The organism is Streptococcus sp. CSL10205-OR2 (genome assembly GCF_025660655.1).
Classification (GTDB): Bacteria; Bacillota; Bacilli; order Lactobacillales; family Streptococcaceae; genus Streptococcus.
This window is the reverse complement of record NZ_JAOTIN010000001.1, coordinates 46,168-62,093: the sequence shown is the minus strand read 5'-3', so window position 1 is coordinate 62,093 and position 15,926 is coordinate 46,168. Positions and strand designations below refer to the sequence as shown.

Sequence of the window (15,926 nt, the reverse complement as noted above, 5' to 3'; positions counted from 1 at the left end):
GTTTCTTATTGTTCAGTTACTGGTGATGGGTTTAAAGATTGATTATATGCGTTGATATTTGCAATCACAACATCTAATCGTGCTTGAAGTTCAGTCTTTTTAGTTTGATCAGTTAAGCTGTTGATAGCGTTTTGGGCTAAGTCAACGTTAGATTGAACTTGGTAGCCTTCTGCATTTAAAACAGCAGTCTCAGCATTAGCTTGATTTGTAATTTCTGTAGAAAGGGTATCAAGTGTGCTTTGTAATTCTTGTTTTTTAGTAACATCATTTATCGCGTCAATGGCAGTTTGGGCAACTGCTTTTGTGTCATCATTAGGTGTCAAACGATAATCAGCTAATCTTTCATTTGCTAGATTGATAAGCTCATCGTCTTTGTTATCTTCAGTAGTTGTTTCAGTACTTGTTTCAACTTGAGTCATTTGAGTATCATCAACTTTAGTTGTCTGATTGGTTCTACCAAAGACAATATAAATAAAACTAGCAAAAGCAATGACAATAATACTTAGAATTAAATAGACCAATTCATTTTTTGATGTTTTCATAATTTATCCTTCTAAAATCAATATATCTATTCTATTATAGTTTAATTTCCTTAAAAAACCAAGTCTTTTCAATATATTTCACTGAAATTAAAAAAAAGTAAAAAAGACTTGTTTGTTTACCAACATTGTTTTAAAATGGAAGTATCGGGTATTCGATAATTTATAGTTAATGAGGACAAAAATGTGTCAGTAAATTGGCAAACTATTGCATTTGATTTTTTTGGTGGTTTAGGTCTCTTTTTATTTAGTATTAAATATATGGGAGATGGTCTACAACAGGCTGCTGGTGATAAACTTCGTGATTATATTGATAAGTATACTAGTAATCCATTTCTAGGTGTTTTGATCGGTATTGTATTTACTGGACTAATTCAATCGAGCTCTGGTGTTACAGCTATCACAGTAGGTTTAGTTTCCGCGGGACTTTTAACGCTCAGACAAGCCATCGGTATTGTTATGGGAGCTAATATTGGAACAACAGTAACATCTTTTTTAATTGGTTTTAAATTAGGAGATTACGGGCTACCTATCTTGTTTGTAGGAGCTGTTTTATTCTTATTCATTAAAAATCGCAAAATTAATAACGTCGGAAAAATTCTCTTTGGTCTAGGAGGACTATTTTTTGCACTTCATTTGATGGGAGATGCGATGACGCCTCTAAGAGAAATTCAAGCCTTTAGAGACTATATGGTAACCTTGGGTGATAATCCTGTACAAGGTGTTCTTTTAGGAACTGGATTAACAGTTTTAATCCAGTCATCATCAGCAACTATTGGTATCCTACAAAGTCTTTATGCTGGTGGCTTATTAGATTTAAGTGGTGCACTTCCTATTCTTTTTGGTGATAATATTGGGACAACGATTACAGCAGTCTTAGCAGCTCTTAGTGGTAATATTTCAGCTAAACGTGTTGCTGGTGCTCATGTCATGTTTAATGTCATAGGAACTTTGATTTGTGTAATGTTACTAGCGCCTTTCACCTCACTCGTTGAGTGGTTTCAAACAAGCCTTCATTTGACACCTGAGATGACTATCGCTTTTGCTCACGGAACCTTTAATATTACAAATACTGTCGTTCAATTTCCTTTCATTGGTTTACTAGCTTATATTGTTACCAAAATCATTCCAGGTGAAGATGAAATAATCAAATATGAAGCTATTTATCTTGATAAGCTTCTTATTACTCAATCACCATCAATTGCACTTGGAAATGCTAAGAAAGAATTGGTTCACTTGAGTGCTTATGCTATTCAATCTTTTGAAGCAGCTTTTAGATATATCATGACAGCAGATGAAAAATTTGTTGAAAAAGTTAATAAGTATGAGACAGTTGTTAACGCTATTGATGAAGAATTAACACACTATTTAATCCAATTATCAAACGAAACTTTGAGTGAAAATGAGAATGAAATTTTAGCAAGTATCCTTGATTCTTCAAGAGATTTGGAAAGAATTGGAGATCACGCGGTCAATCTAACCAATTTATCTAGTTATAATTTTTCAAAACATATTACCTTTTCAGCAGATGCTATTCAAGAATTAGAAGATCTTTATAAAATGACCCATCGAATGATCTTGGATGCTTCTCGTGTGATTGCTGATCATGATGTGGAGTTAGCCAAAGAACTTCAAAGTCGTCATGCAGAAGTTCAACGTTTTGAACGCAAAATTAGAAAAGCACATATTAAACGAATGAACAAAGGTATATGTACACCATTAGCAGGCATTAACTTCATCGATTTAATCACACCGTGTACAAGGATTACTGACCATGCTCTAAATCTTTCAGAAAAAGTGTTAGAAAATCAATTGTAATAAGTAAAAGAAGGCTTAGTCCTTCTTTTTAATTGGTATAAAGATGTCTTTTTGGTATATACCGTTTACAAAAATACTCAGAAAGAGTATAATGTAATCAAAGAAGGAAAGGTGATTTAAAATGATTAAATATTTTAAGGCAGATAGTTTCTTTTATCCTTATGAGGAAAAAAAAGGAGGCTATTTAACTGTTGTTGATGGCAAATTTGGTGACTGGGTAGAAGCAGTCCCTTCTGATGTAGAAATCGTAGATTATTCAGGCTACAGTATCGCACCAGGTCTCTTTGATTCTCATGTTCATGGTTACCATGGTTCAGATGTGATGGATAATACACCAGAAAGCATTGAGACCATTAGTAAAGGGTTGTTATCAACTGGTGTTACAAGTTTTTTACCAACCACATTAACGGCTTCTTTTGAAGAATTAAATGATGTGTGTAAAACCATTGCTTCAGTCAAAGATAAGGTCTCAGGTAGTAAAATTAGAGGTATTTATTTTGAAGGTCCTTTTTTCACTGAAAAATTTAAAGGAGCTCAAAATCCGTCTTATATGAGAGATCCAAAAATTGAAGAATTTGATCAATGGTATGAAAGTTCAGAAGGACTGTTACATAAAATTGCGATCGCACCAGAAAGAGATGGTGTAGAAGAGTTTGTATCACATGTGACCTCAAAAGGTGGTGTTGTGGCACTTGGACATTCAGATGCTACTTATGAAGATGCCCTTCATGCTGTTCAAGCTGGTGCCAGTGTTTGGGTTCATGCTTATAATGGTATGAGAGCTCTTAATCACCGTGAACCTGGTATGGTAGGTGCCGTTTATGGCATTCCAAATACCTATGCTGAGTTAATCTGTGATGGTTACCATGTATCTCCAGAAGCTTGTCGCATCTTACTAGACCAAAAAGGTCCTGATCACGTTGCACTGATAACAGACTGTATGCGTGCTGGCGGAATGCCAGAAGGTGACTATGTTTTAGGTGAGTTTCCAGTTATTGTTGAAAATGGCACTGCTCGCTTAAAAGACAGTGGTAGTCTAGCTGGTTCTATTTTAAAACTTGATGATGGTGTTAAAAATGTTGTGGACTGGGGCCTAGTTAATCGTTTGGAAGCGATTCGTATGGCAACCTTCATTCCAGCTGTGTCATGTCATTTAGAAGACAAATGTGGTCAAATTAAAAAAGGTCACGATGCAGACTTTATCATTTTAAATCAAGACATGTCATTAAAGGCAACATTCCTTGATGGTGAAAAAGTTTTTGAAAACTAAAATCAGTTTAATCGATTGTTTATATCTAATAATCAATAGACAAGTCTAAAAAAATGTGTTAGAATGAGCACATAGAAAGCAAATATCAAATTCTTTTCTAAGCGAATCTGGGAGGGTGTAAGCCAGACAAAAGTAATGATTGAGGCACTTTCTTGTTTAACATAGTAAAAACATATTAATGAAGTCAAAAAATAGGGTGGAACCGCGTTTCTTACGCCCCTTTACATTATTGTAAAGGAGAAGAAATGTGGTTTTGCTCTATTTTTATGGTATAAAGGAGAAAAAATGGCTAAAAAATTAACCTTTCAAGAAATAATCTTAACGCTACAACAATTCTGGCATCAACAAGGGTGTTTACTGATGCAGGCCTATGACAATGAAAAAGGTGCTGGAACCATGAGTCCTTACACTTTCTTGCGTGCTATTGGACCAGAGCCTTGGAATGCTGCTTATGTAGAACCAAGTAGACGACCAGCAGATGGTCGTTATGGTGAAAATCCTAACCGTCTATACCAACATCACCAATTTCAAGTGGTTATGAAACCTAGTCCAAGTAATATTCAAGAGCTTTATCTTCAAAGCTTAGAACTTCTAGGGATTAATCCTTTAGAGCATGATATTCGTTTTGTGGAAGACAACTGGGAAAATCCATCAACTGGATCAGCCGGACTCGGCTGGGAAGTTTGGTTAGATGGGATGGAAATCACTCAATTTACTTACTTCCAACAAGTTGGTGGTCTTACAACTAAACCAGTTACTGCTGAAGTGACTTATGGATTAGAACGATTAGCATCATATATCCAAGAAGTCACTTCTGTTTATGATATTGAATGGGCTGATGGGGTTAAATACGGCGAAATTTTCAAACAACCTGAATATGAACACTCAAAATATAGTTTTGAATTGAGTGATCAAGAGTTGTTATTAACTAACTTTAATAAATTTGAAAAGGAAGCCAAACGTTGTATAACAGATTCTCTAGTTCATCCTGCTTATGATTATGTTTTAAAATGTTCTCATACGTTTAATCTCTTAGATGCTAGAGGGGCTGTTTCTGTAACAGAGCGAGCAGGCTATATTGCACGTATCAGAAATTTAGCGCGTGAAGTGGCAAAAACGTTTGTTGCAGAGCGTAAACGTCTAGGTTATCCTCTTTTGGATGATGACACGAGACAAGCATTACTTGCTAAGGAGGACAAATAGAGATGACAAAGAATTTATTAATTGAACTAGGTTTAGAAGAAATGCCTGCCTATGTTGTCACACCAAGCATGAAGCAATTACGTGATAAAATGGGACAATTTTTAAAAGAAGAACGATTAAGTTTTGATAAAATTGAAATGTTTTCAACGCCAAGACGTTTAGCGGTTAGAGTTGTTAATCTAGCTGATTATCAAACTGATCTGGTTGAAGAATTTAAAGGACCTGCTAAACAAATTGCTCTAGATGAAAATGGCGAATTTACAAAAGCAGCTCAAGGCTTTGTCAGGGGAAAAGGGTTGACAGTTGATGATATTACCTTTCGTGATATCAAAGGCACAGAATATGTTTATGTCACCAAAAAAGAAGCAGGAAAACCAGCTAAAGAAGTGTTAAAAGCTATTCCTGAGCTTCTTAAAAGTTTGACTTTTCCAGTTAGTATGCACTGGGCTTCAAACCGTTTTGACTTTATTCGTCCTGTTCATACCTTGATTGTTTTATTAAACGATGAGATGTTAGAAATGGACTTTCTTGATATCACAAGTAACAGAATTAGTCGTGGGCATCGCTTTCTAGGAAAAGAAGTTGCCATTACATCGGCTGATAGTTATGAAGATGATTTGAGAAAAGAATTTGTTATTACCAACAGTGTAGAACGTGAAAATATGATTGTTGAACAAATCAAAGCGATTGAAAAAGAAAAAAATGTGGCAGTTGAGATTGATGAACAATTACTCAATGAAGTGCTTAACCTAGTAGAATACCCAACAGCCTTCATGGGAAGTTTTGATGTTAAATATCTTGATATCCCAGAAGAAGTTCTGATTACCTCAATGAAATCACATCAACGTTATTTTGTCGTAAGAAATCAAAACGGTCAGCTCTTGCCACACTTTATCTCGGTACGTAATGGTAATGATAAAGGACTTCAAAACGTCATTCAAGGAAATGAGAAGGTCTTGTTGGCTCGTTTAGAAGATGGTGAATTTTTCTGGCGTGAAGACCAAAAATTAAAGATTGATGACTTGGTAGAAAAATTAAAACAAGTTACTTTCCATGAAAAAATTGGTTCTCTTTACGAGCACATGGAAAGGGTTGAAAAAATTGCTAATCTTATTGGACGTCAATTGCATCTATCAAATGATGAGTTAGACAATCTTAATCGTGCTAGCAAAATCTACAAATTTGATTTATTAACCGGCATGGTTGGTGAATTTGATGAATTGCAAGGAATTATGGGTGAAAAATATGCCCTTCTTGCCGGTGAAAAACCTGATGTGGCAACTGCTATTCGAGAACACTATATGCCCATTAGTGCTGAAGGAGAATTACCAGATAGTCTAGTAGGTGCTCTTCTTGCCATTTCTGATAAGTTAGACACTCTCTTATCATTTTTCAGTGTTGATCTTATTCCAAGTGGCTCTAACGATCCGTATGCGCTTAGACGAGCAACTCAAGGAATCGTTCGTATCTTGGACAAATTTGGTTGGTCTCTTTCTTTAGAAGAATTGATTACTAGTGTCTATCAATTAGATGTCACTCCTTTTAACTATACGAATCAGTCAGAAGTGATGAGCTTTATTTTGGCTAGAATAGAAAAAATGATGGGTTCTGATATTTCCAAAGATATTATAGAAGCCGTTTTATCAAGTTCCACTTCCGTTGTTCGCACTCTTCTTGAAACCAGTCTAGCTATTTTTGAAAAAGCAAGACAAGATGATTTTAAAACATCCGTAGAAAGCTTATCACGTGTCTTTAATCTAGCAGACAAAGCCAATAGCGACAAGGTTGATGAGTCTTTGTTTGAAAATTCTTTTGAAGAAAAATTATATCAGGCCACCAAATCTTTAGATTTAGCTCATGATATGTCAGACAATTTGGATAACCTATTTGCTTTAAGTCCAATCATTGATGCTTTTTTTGACAACACTATGGTTATGGTAGACAATCAAGCATTAAAAGACAATCGTTTAGCGATTTTAGCACAGTTAAGAAATAAAGCTAACCAAGTCGCTACTTTCAATAAAATCAATACCAAATAGGGAGGTCTTATGAAGCAAGAAAAAATTGATCGCATCAATGAATTGGCAAAGAAGAAAAAAATGCAAGGTCTCACCCCAGAAGAAAAAGTAGAGCAAGCAGCTCTTAGAAAAGAATATATTGAAGGGTATCGTCGTACTATTAAGCATCATATTGAGGGTTTAAAATTAGTTGATGAAAAAGGAAATGATGTGACTCCAGAAAAACTAAAAGAGATTCAACGTCAAAAAGGCTTGCATGGTCGCAAATAACAAACTATATTCTTTGAAAGCCACTAATTAGTGGCTTTTATTAGTTACCTAACGGTAGTTTTGTGCTATAATGAAAGAGATAAAAAATAAAGAGAGGTCACAACATGACATTTGACAACATCGATCAGTTGGCAGTTAATACGATTCGTACCCTATCAATTGATACTATCCAAAAAGCTAATTCTGGTCACCCAGGTCTTCCAATGGGAGCAGCTCCGATGGCTTATGTGCTTTGGAATCATTTCTTAAAGGTAAATCCAAAAACTAGTCGTAACTGGACAAATAGAGACCGTTTTGTTTTATCTGCTGGTCACGGTAGTGCAATGCTTTATAGTTTACTACATTTAGCGGGTTACCAATTAAGCATTGAAGATCTAAAAAACTTCCGTCAATGGGGTTCAAAAACGCCAGGTCATCCAGAAGTTAATCATACTGATGGTGTTGAAGCAACAACTGGTCCGTTAGGTCAAGGTATTGCAAATGCTGTTGGTATGGCTATGGCTGAAGCTCATTTAGCTGCTAAATTTAATAAACCAGGGTTTGATGTTGTTGACCATTATACCTACGCTCTTAATGGTGATGGCGATTTAATGGAAGGTGTCAGTCAAGAAGCCGCTAGTCTAGCTGGACACTTAAAATTAGGAAAATTAATCTTGTTTTATGATTCTAATGATATCTCCCTTGATGGACCTACTTCAAAAGCTTTTACAGAAGATGTTAAGGGACGTTTTGAAGCCTATGGTTGGCAACATCTTCTTGTGACAGATGGTAATGATTTAGATGCTATCAGTGAAGCGATTAAACAAGCACAAGCTGAAACCAATAAACCAACCATCATTGAAGTCAAAACTGTTATTGGCTATGGTGCTCAAAAACAAGGAACCAGCGCTGTTCATGGTGCACCACTTGGTAAAGATGGTGTGAGTTTTGCCAAATCAACTTATGAATGGGATTATCCAGAGTTTACAGTTCCAAAAGAAGTGACAGAACGTTTCCAAACTGGTTTAGGACATAGAGGAGAAAAAGCGGAAAACTCATGGAATGATCTTTTTGCACGTTATGAAAAAGAATATCCAGAATTGGCTAAAGAATACCAACAAGCTTTCTCAGATTTACCAGTTGAAGTGTCATTAGAAGATTATGATTTAGAGACTAACCTTGCTAGCCGTGTTACTAGTCAAAAGGCTATTCAACAGATTGCTGAACAAGTGCCATCATTATGGGGTGGGTCTGCTGACCTTTCAGCGTCTAATAACACAATGATTGCCAATGATACAGACTTCCAAGCAGATAACTATCAAGGACGCAACATCTGGTTTGGTGTGCGTGAATTTGCTATGGCTGCAGCTATGAATGGGATTGCTCTTCATGGTGGTACACGTGTTTATGGTGGGACTTTCTTTGTATTTGCTAATTATCTTTTACCAGCTGTTCGTATGGCTGCCTTACAAGAATTACCAACTGTTTATGTGATGACACATGATTCTATCGCTGTTGGTGAAGACGGTCCAACACATGAACCAATTGAACAACTAGCAAGTGTTCGCTCAACGCCTAATCTAAATGTTATTCGTCCAGCTGATGGTAATGAAGTTAATGCAGCTTGGGCGCGTGCCTTAGCTGAAACGAAGCGACCAACAATGCTTGTGTTAACACGTCAAAACCTTCCAACCCTTGAAGGAACAAAAGAATTAGCAAAAGCTGGTGTTGATAAAGGTGCTTACATTTTATCTAAAGAAAAAGGAAATCTTGATGGTATCTTGATTGCAACAGGAAGTGAAGTAAAATTAGCTCTTGAAGCACAAAAAGAACTAGAAGAAAAAGGTGTCTTTGTTCGTGTGGTATCAATGCCATCACAAAATATTTTTGATGAACAAGATAAAGACTATCAAGAAAGTATCTTACCGTCACATATCACCAAACGTTTAGCTATTGAAGCAGCAACAAGTTATGGTTGGGCTAAATATGTTGGTTTATCAGGAAAAACACTAACCATTGACACTTGGGGAGCTTCAGCACCAGGAAATCTAGTGTTGGAAGAATATGGCTTCACTGTTGAAAATGTTTTAAACCATTATCATAGCTTATAAAAATGAAACACTAACCTTCATTATCTCTTTTTAAGAGCTAGTGAAGGTTTTTTATAGCAAAAGTAACCGATGATTTTCTGTAAATCAAGCTGCTATAAAGTCGATACTTTTTTTGTTATAATCAAAGGGACAAGCATGAGTCTGATGTCATTATTTTTTAGAGTATTTTCTAATTTTTTTGAGTTGTTCATTAATCTTTCTCAATGTAAAACTGAGTTTTTATGTCATTAAAAGGGGCTGACTATAAGAAATTGTCTAATCAAATATGATAATTCTTTTCTGAATGTTCCAATAGATGTTTAGGAATTTTTAAGTTTTCAGGTATACTCTAGAAAATAAGCTGGTCCTAATGAAAAACAGTTTATAAAAGACTAAAAATATGTTAAAATAAAGGTTATGACTAATGATTTTAACCACACAACAGTTCTCTTAGAAGAAACGGTTGATATGTTACATGTTAAGCCAGATGGTATATATGTAGATGCTACTTTAGGAGGTTCCGGACATAGTAAGTACTTGCTTTCAAAGCTAAGTATTAAGGGGCATCTGTACTGTTTTGATCAGGATCAGACTGCTATTTATAATGCCAAAAAAGAACTTGAATCCTTTATTCAAAAGGGACAAGTGACTTTTATTAAAGATAATTTTAGAAACCTCAAAAAAGCTTTATTAGCTTATGGTGTCACAGAAATTGATGGCATTCTCTATGATTTGGGAGTATCAAGTCCTCAACTTGATCAGCGTGAGCGTGGTTTTTCTTATAAAAAAGATGCACCCCTTGATATGCGTATGAATCAAGAGGCTAAGCTATCAGCTTATCATGTGGTTAATCATTATGATTACCATGACTTGGTTCGTCTCTTTTTTAAATATGGGGAAGACAAGTTTTCAAAACAAGTCGCTAGAAACATTGAAAAAACGAGACAAATAAAGCCTATTGAAACAACAACAGAATTAGTTGATATCATTAAAGCCAGTAAACCAGCGAAAGAATTAAAGAAAAAAGGTCATCCGGCCAAACAACTTTTTCAAGCGATTCGTATTGAAGTTAACGATGAGTTGGGTGCAGCTGATGAGTCTATCCAACAAGCTTTGGAGATGTTGGCTGTTGATGGCTATATATCTGTTATCACCTTTCATTCTTTAGAGGATCGTTTAGTCAAACAATTATTTAAAGATGTCAGTACTGTTGATGTACCAAAAGGTCTCCCTTTTATTCCAGAAGGAATGAAAGCTCAGTTTGAATTGGTTAATAAAAAACCAATCTTGCCACAACCAAAAGAATTAGAAAATAATAATCGTTCCCACTCGGCTAAATTACGAGTGGCCAGAAGAATTTGGAAATAAAGCTAATGAATGAAAAAAAGAATGAAGTCATCATTAATGTGATTCAAAAAAGAATCAAAACATTTACGCGAATTGAAAAAGCCTTTTATGGTGCCTTGATTATCACAGCAATCGTTTTATCTGTTGGTATTGTTTATATTCAAAGTCGAAATTTTCAGCTACAGCAAGAAATTTCACAACTAAATAAAAAAATAAACAACCAAAAAGATGAGTTTGATAATGCTAAACAAGAAGTTAATGAATTAACACGTTATGATCGCATTTCTGAAATTGCTGAGGAGGCTGGTTTAACCATTCAAGGCGGAAATAGTCAGAAGGTGGAGTGACATGAAAAATTTGAAAAAACGATTTTTACAATATGTTACCAAAAATAGGAAAAGTCCTTCTGCCAATAGAGAACATGTTGGTCAAAATATGATGATCTTAGCCATTTTTATCTTTCTAGTCTTTATGATAAATTTTATTATTATCATTGGAACAGATAGTAAATTTGGTGTCGATCTTTCTGAAAAAGCAAAAACGGTTTATCAAACGACTCAAAAAGTTCAGGCTAAAAGAGGTTCGATACTTGATAGAGTTGGTGAAGTTATTGCAGAAGACTCAACGACCTATTCTATTTATGCTGTTATTGATAAAAATTATGTCTCGGTAAATGATGAGAAATTATATATCCAATCTTTTCAATATGATAAGGTAGGAGATATTTTAAAAGAATATCTTGATATTGATAAGGACTATGTGATTGAGCAACTAAAAAGAGATGCCTCACAGGTCTTATTTGGTCCAAAAGGAGATAATATCTCTTATGGTGTCATGACAGAAATCACCAAAGCGATGGAAAATGCTAATATTCAAGGTATTGGATTTACCACAAGTCCTGGAAGAATGTATCCAAACGGTGTTTTTGCTTCTCAATTAATTGGCTATACAACTGTTAAAGAAGATAAAAATGGGAGTAAAACCCTTACAGGTTCTGGAGGATTAGAATACGCTTTAAATGATATTTTGTCAGGAACAGATGGTGTTGTAACCTACCAAAAAGATAAAAATGGAAATACCCTTCTTGGAACAGCAACAACTGTCAAAGAAGCATTAGATGGAAAAGATGTCTACACCACTTTATATGCACCTCTTCAAACCTATCTAGAGGCTCATATGAATGTGTTCCAAGAAAAGGCTAATGGTGTCAATGCGAGTGCAACAGTTGTTAATGCAAAAACTGGAGAGATTTTAGCCACTACTCAACGACCAACCTATGATGCTGACACTAAAGAAGGTTTTGGTGTTGAAGGTTTTGAGTGGCAAAATTTGCTTTATCAAACTAGTTATGAACCAGGTTCAACTTTGAAAGTCATGACTGTTGCTTCTGCTATAGATAATAAAACCTTTAACCCAAATGCAACCATTGACAATAGTAATGGGATAACAGTTGCAGATACAACCATTCAGGACTGGGATATTAATGACGGTAGTTCTCAAGGAACTGTCAGAAACTTTGTTCAAGGATTTGCCCATTCTAGTAACGTCGCGATGACACAATTAGAGCTTAATATGGGACATGATACTTGGTTAAATTATCTAGAGAAATTTCGTTTTGGTATAAGAACACGCTTTGGTATGGGCTATGGTGATGTTCAGGAAAATCCTGGAAAAGTTAACTCTGATAATGTTGTTACAACAGCAATGAGTTCGTTTGGACAAGGGATAAATGTTTCGCAAATTCAAATGTTAAGAGCTTTCACCGCTATTTCCAACGATGGTGTCATGCTACAACCAAAATTTATCAGTCAAATCTATGATCCAAATACTGATACATCTCGTGTAGGAAAAGCTGAAGTTGTTGGAAAACCTGTTTCTTCTGAAGCTGCTTCTCAAACACGTGATTATATGGTAACTGTTGGAACGGACCCTATTCATGGAACACTTTATAGTCAAGATTATGGTCCAGTTATCCAAGTTGGCAATGAATCCGTTGCAGTAAAATCAGGAACAGCTCAAATTGCTAAGGAAAATGGTGCGGGTTATCTAGAAGGTGAATTAAATAATATTTATTCAGTGGTTGCCATGGTTCCTTCTGATGAACCTGATTTCATTATGTATGTTACTTTGCAACAACCTGAACATTGGTCATTTCTTTTCTGGCAAGATTTGGTTAATCCTGTTTTAGAAGAAGCAATGTCAATGAAGCCCATTTTAACAGAGCCGGTTGTTTCTGTTTCAAATAAAAAAATGACTTACAAACTTCCAAAAGTTATTGGTGAAGATCCAGGTACAATTTCTGATGAATTACATCGTAATCTTGTTAGCCCTATTATATTAGGATTAGGAGATAAAATTGAAAAATCTTCTGTCAAAGAAGGTCAAGAACTTAAAGAAAGTCAACAAATTTTATTATTGACAAACAGTTTTGATACGTTACCAGATATGTACGGATGGACTAAAAAGAATGTTGAACAGTTCGCCAAATGGTTAGACATTGAGATTACCTTTAAAGGAAGTGAAGAAGGAACTGTTGTCAAACAAAGTAAAGATGTCGGAACTAGTTTGAAAAAACTCAAAAAATTAACAATTACACTAGGAGATTAGTATGTTACTAAGTCTAGCAGCGGGAGTTCTCGCTTTTCTAGCAACTGCTTTATTAATACCTCACTTCATACGTTTTTATCAGTTGAAAAAAATTGAGGGTCAACAAATGCATGAAGATGTGAAACAACACCTTGATAAAGCAGGAACCCCAACAATGGGGGGGACAGTCTTTTTAGTTGTTTCTTTCATCATTTCAATACTTTTAACCTTATTATTTTTAAGAGGAGATAACGTTGATACAAATGCTGTTTTGGGTATTTTATTAGTCATATTAATCTATGGTGCTATTGGATTTTTTGATGATTTTTTAAAGATTTTCAAAAAAAGAAATGAAGGATTAACTGCTCGTCAGAAATTAATTCTTCAAATTTTAGGAGGCATTATCTTTTATGTTTTGTACATGCAAGGTAATGGTACAAATTCTTTAAATGTTTTAGGTTATCATTTGCCTTTAGGTATTTTTTATGTGACATTTGTCTTATTTTGGTTGGTTGGCTTTTCAAATGCTGTCAACCTAACAGATGGTATTGATGGTCTTTCTTCTATATCGGTTGTTATTAGTTTGTTAACCTATTCAGTTATTGCTTTTAAGCAAGAACAGATGGGAATTCTACTTGTTATTGTTGCCATGATTGGATCTTTGCTTGCCTTCTTTATTTTCAATAAGAAGCCTGCCAAAATCTTTATGGGAGATATTGGAAGTTTGGCATTGGGTGCGATGTTAGCAGCTATTTCAATTGCTCTACACCAAGAATGGACACTCTTGTTAATTGGAATCGTTTATGTTCTTGAGACTAGTTCAGTCATGCTTCAAGTTGCTTATTTTCGATGGACTAAAAAAAGAACAGGTGAAGGCAAACGAATTTTCCGAATGACGCCTCTTCATCATCATTTTGAATTGGGTGGTTTTACCGGACGAGGAAATCCTTGGTCAGAATGGCGAGTGGATATTGTGTTTTGGGGGATAGGTCTACTTGCTGGCCTTATTACCTTAATGATGTTATATGTTTAAAACCAAACAGCAGTTATCTGCTGTTTAATTTGTTATCGTATAGGTAATAAAAAGAGAGGGAAAAATGTTATTTAAAGAATTTAAATTTAAAGATTATATTAATGACGCCTTGGTTGATTTGGGGTTCAAAGAACCAACCGAAGTGCAAGAAAAATTGATTCCGATTGTAAAATCAGGAAAAGATTTGGTGGGAGAGTCTAAAACAGGCTCAGGAAAAACACACACTTTTTTACTCCCTATTTTTGAAAAGCTTGATGAAACTAATGATACCGTTCAAGTTGTTATTACAGCTCCAAGTAGAGAGCTAGCTACACAGATTTATGATGCGACACGTCAAATTGCTCAATTTTCCAAAAAACCTATTCGTATTGCAAATTATGTAGGTGGCACCGATAAACTAAGACAAATCGATAAGTTAAAAAACAATCAACCACACATTGTTATTGGAACACCAGGCCGTGTTTATGATTTGATTAAATCAGGAAATCTTGATATTCATCGTGCACATACTTTGGTAATTGATGAAGCTGATATGACTTTAGATATGGGCTTTTTAGAAACGGTTGATCGCATTGCTAGTCATCTCCCAAAATCAGTTCAAATCTTAGTTTTTTCAGCCACAATTCCAGAAAAGCTAAAGCCTTTTTTGAAAAAATATTTGACACAGCCTGTGATTGAAAAAATAAAAATAAGTACAGTGATTGCTGATACTATTGAAAATTGGCTAATTTCAACCAAAGGACGTGAGAAAAATAATCAACTTCTAACGTTAATTAAAGCTCTTCAACCATACATGGCTATGATTTTTGTGAATACCAAGGAACGTGCTGATGAACTCCATACTTTTTTATCAGCAAATGGCTTGAAAGTTGCTAAAATCCATGGTGGTGTACCCCCGCGCGAACGAAAACGTTTGATGGCACAAATTAAAAAATTAGATTATGAATACATTGTAGCAACCGATCTTGCGGCAAGAGGTATTGATATTGAGGGTGTTAGTCATGTTATTAATGATGCAATTCCTCAAGACTTATCCTTCTTTGTTCATCGTGTTGGGCGAACAGGTAGAAATGATTTAAAAGGGACGGCTATTACACTTTATCAACCAAGTGATGATTCTGACATTCGTGAACTTGAGAAAATGGGAATTCGTTTTATCCCTAAAGTCATTAAAAATGGTACTCTTGAAGACACTTATGACCGTGATCGACGTCTCAATCGTGAAAAAAAACAAGAAAAATTAGACATTGAAATGATTGGTCTAGTTAAGAAGAAAAAGAAAAAAATTAAACCTGGTTATAAAAAGAAAATCAAATGGGCTGTTGATGAAAAACGTCGTAAAGAAAGACGAGTGGAAGCACGTGCCAAGAATAGAAATGCAAGAAAAGCAAAAAAACAAAGTTTTTAATCAAACATTTTTCTAGATTAAAAAAGTTATACTAACAATATATAAGAAGAAAAGCTTGGGACAGATTGATAGCAAAAGCAATGAATATCTGTTATAATTTGACTATTGAATGAGGAACTAGTTTAGGTGAGAATATGCTAATAGAAGTATTTAGTCTTTATTTACAAGGCTTAGTAGCAGCAGTGGTTGTGGTTTGTTTATTACTAGCAATATGGATGCTTTTTAGAGTTTTAAAACGAAAAGACAAAACAGCAGTGGAACGACAAGCTGCTTTATATGATGCTTTTTTAATAGCTATTATTACTATTCCAATCTTATCATTTGCTTTTATGGCAGTGATTCTGATGCTTAAGGCTTAGTAAACC

Annotated in this window: 13 protein-coding genes; 12 read left to right on the top strand and 1 reads right to left on the bottom strand. The window is 35.0% G+C overall.

What is annotated here, in order from left to right; translation table 11 throughout:
• Positions 1-5 precede the first annotated feature (5 nt).
• Positions 6-542, bottom strand: a complete 537-nt coding sequence (locus N7659_RS00310; protein ID WP_263275266.1) for a GA-like domain-containing protein — start codon at positions 540-542, stop codon at positions 6-8.
• A 183-nt stretch (positions 543-725) separates the two neighbouring features.
• On the opposite strand from N7659_RS00310, the gene N7659_RS00305 reads away from it, so the two are divergent.
• The 12 genes from N7659_RS00305 to N7659_RS00250 all read left to right on the top strand — a co-directional run bounded on the left by N7659_RS00305 (position 726) and on the right by N7659_RS00250 (position 15,920).
• Positions 726-2,357: a Na/Pi cotransporter family protein gene (locus tag N7659_RS00305; RefSeq protein ID WP_263275265.1), complete on the top strand. Its 1,632-nt coding sequence runs from the start codon at positions 726-728 to the stop codon at positions 2,355-2,357.
• A 121-nt stretch (positions 2,358-2,478) separates the two neighbouring features.
• Positions 2,479-3,627 (top strand): N-acetylglucosamine-6-phosphate deacetylase, encoded by a 1,149-nt coding sequence (gene nagA, locus N7659_RS00300; RefSeq protein ID WP_263275264.1) that lies wholly within the window; start codon positions 2,479-2,481, stop codon positions 3,625-3,627.
• 285 nt (positions 3,628-3,912) lie between these two features.
• On the top strand, positions 3,913-4,830 hold the full coding sequence (glyQ, locus tag N7659_RS00295) for a glycine--tRNA ligase subunit alpha (protein ID WP_263275263.1): 918 nt from the start codon (positions 3,913-3,915) through the stop codon (positions 4,828-4,830).
• A 2-nt stretch (positions 4,831-4,832) separates the two neighbouring features.
• Positions 4,833-6,869: a glycine--tRNA ligase subunit beta gene (gene glyS, locus N7659_RS00290; protein WP_263275262.1), complete on the top strand. Its 2,037-nt coding sequence runs from the start codon at positions 4,833-4,835 to the stop codon at positions 6,867-6,869.
• A gap of 9 nt (positions 6,870-6,878) precedes the next feature.
• Positions 6,879-7,118 (top strand): DUF896 family protein, encoded by a 240-nt coding sequence (locus N7659_RS00285; protein ID WP_263275261.1) that lies wholly within the window; start codon positions 6,879-6,881, stop codon positions 7,116-7,118.
• Positions 7,119-7,222: 104 nt separating this feature from the next.
• Positions 7,223-9,208 carry a transketolase gene (gene tkt, locus N7659_RS00280; RefSeq protein ID WP_263275260.1) on the top strand — a complete coding sequence of 662 codons (1,986 nt, stop codon included), beginning with the start codon at positions 7,223-7,225 and terminating at the stop codon, positions 9,206-9,208.
• Between the two features lie 396 nt (positions 9,209-9,604).
• The gene (rsmH, locus tag N7659_RS00275) at positions 9,605-10,555 is read left to right on the top strand and encodes a 16S rRNA (cytosine(1402)-N(4))-methyltransferase RsmH (RefSeq protein WP_263275259.1); all 951 of its coding nucleotides are present in this window, start codon (positions 9,605-9,607) and stop codon (positions 10,553-10,555) included.
• Between the two features lie 5 nt (positions 10,556-10,560).
• Positions 10,561-10,881 carry a cell division protein FtsL gene (gene ftsL / locus N7659_RS00270; RefSeq protein WP_199567153.1) on the top strand — a complete coding sequence of 107 codons (321 nt, stop codon included), beginning with the start codon at positions 10,561-10,563 and terminating at the stop codon, positions 10,879-10,881.
• 1 nt (position 10,882) lies between these two features.
• The gene (gene pbp2X, locus N7659_RS00265; protein ID WP_263275258.1) at positions 10,883-13,141 is read left to right on the top strand and encodes a penicillin-binding protein PBP2X; all 2,259 of its coding nucleotides are present in this window, start codon (positions 10,883-10,885) and stop codon (positions 13,139-13,141) included.
• A gap of 1 nt (position 13,142) precedes the next feature.
• Positions 13,143-14,153 carry a phospho-N-acetylmuramoyl-pentapeptide-transferase gene (gene mraY / locus N7659_RS00260; RefSeq protein ID WP_263275257.1) on the top strand — a complete coding sequence of 337 codons (1,011 nt, stop codon included), beginning with the start codon at positions 13,143-13,145 and terminating at the stop codon, positions 14,151-14,153.
• A gap of 64 nt (positions 14,154-14,217) precedes the next feature.
• Positions 14,218-15,561 carry a DEAD/DEAH box helicase gene (locus tag N7659_RS00255; RefSeq protein WP_263275256.1) on the top strand — a complete coding sequence of 448 codons (1,344 nt, stop codon included), beginning with the start codon at positions 14,218-14,220 and terminating at the stop codon, positions 15,559-15,561.
• 134 nt (positions 15,562-15,695) lie between these two features.
• On the top strand, positions 15,696-15,920 hold the full coding sequence (locus tag N7659_RS00250; protein WP_199567149.1) for a DUF4059 family protein: 225 nt from the start codon (positions 15,696-15,698) through the stop codon (positions 15,918-15,920).
• The last annotated feature ends 6 nt before the right edge of the window (positions 15,921-15,926 follow it).

Coding starts and splice junctions, on each gene's coding strand:
- N7659_RS00310 (WP_263275266.1), bottom strand. CDS start 542: ATGAAAACATCAAAAAATGAATTGGTCTATTTAATTCTAAGTATTATT.
- nagA (WP_263275264.1), top strand. CDS start 2,479: ATGATTAAATATTTTAAGGCAGATAGTTTCTTTTATCCTTATGAGGAA.
- glyQ (WP_263275263.1), top strand. CDS start 3,913: ATGGCTAAAAAATTAACCTTTCAAGAAATAATCTTAACGCTACAACAA.
- glyS (WP_263275262.1), top strand. CDS start 4,833: ATGACAAAGAATTTATTAATTGAACTAGGTTTAGAAGAAATGCCTGCC.
- N7659_RS00285 (WP_263275261.1), top strand. CDS start 6,879: ATGAAGCAAGAAAAAATTGATCGCATCAATGAATTGGCAAAGAAGAAA.
- tkt (WP_263275260.1), top strand. CDS start 7,223: ATGACATTTGACAACATCGATCAGTTGGCAGTTAATACGATTCGTACC.
- rsmH (WP_263275259.1), top strand. CDS start 9,605: ATGACTAATGATTTTAACCACACAACAGTTCTCTTAGAAGAAACGGTT.
- ftsL (WP_199567153.1), top strand. CDS start 10,561: ATGAATGAAAAAAAGAATGAAGTCATCATTAATGTGATTCAAAAAAGA.
- pbp2X (WP_263275258.1), top strand. CDS start 10,883: ATGAAAAATTTGAAAAAACGATTTTTACAATATGTTACCAAAAATAGG.
- mraY (WP_263275257.1), top strand. CDS start 13,143: ATGTTACTAAGTCTAGCAGCGGGAGTTCTCGCTTTTCTAGCAACTGCT.
- N7659_RS00255 (WP_263275256.1), top strand. CDS start 14,218: ATGTTATTTAAAGAATTTAAATTTAAAGATTATATTAATGACGCCTTG.
- N7659_RS00250 (WP_199567149.1), top strand. CDS start 15,696: ATGCTAATAGAAGTATTTAGTCTTTATTTACAAGGCTTAGTAGCAGCA.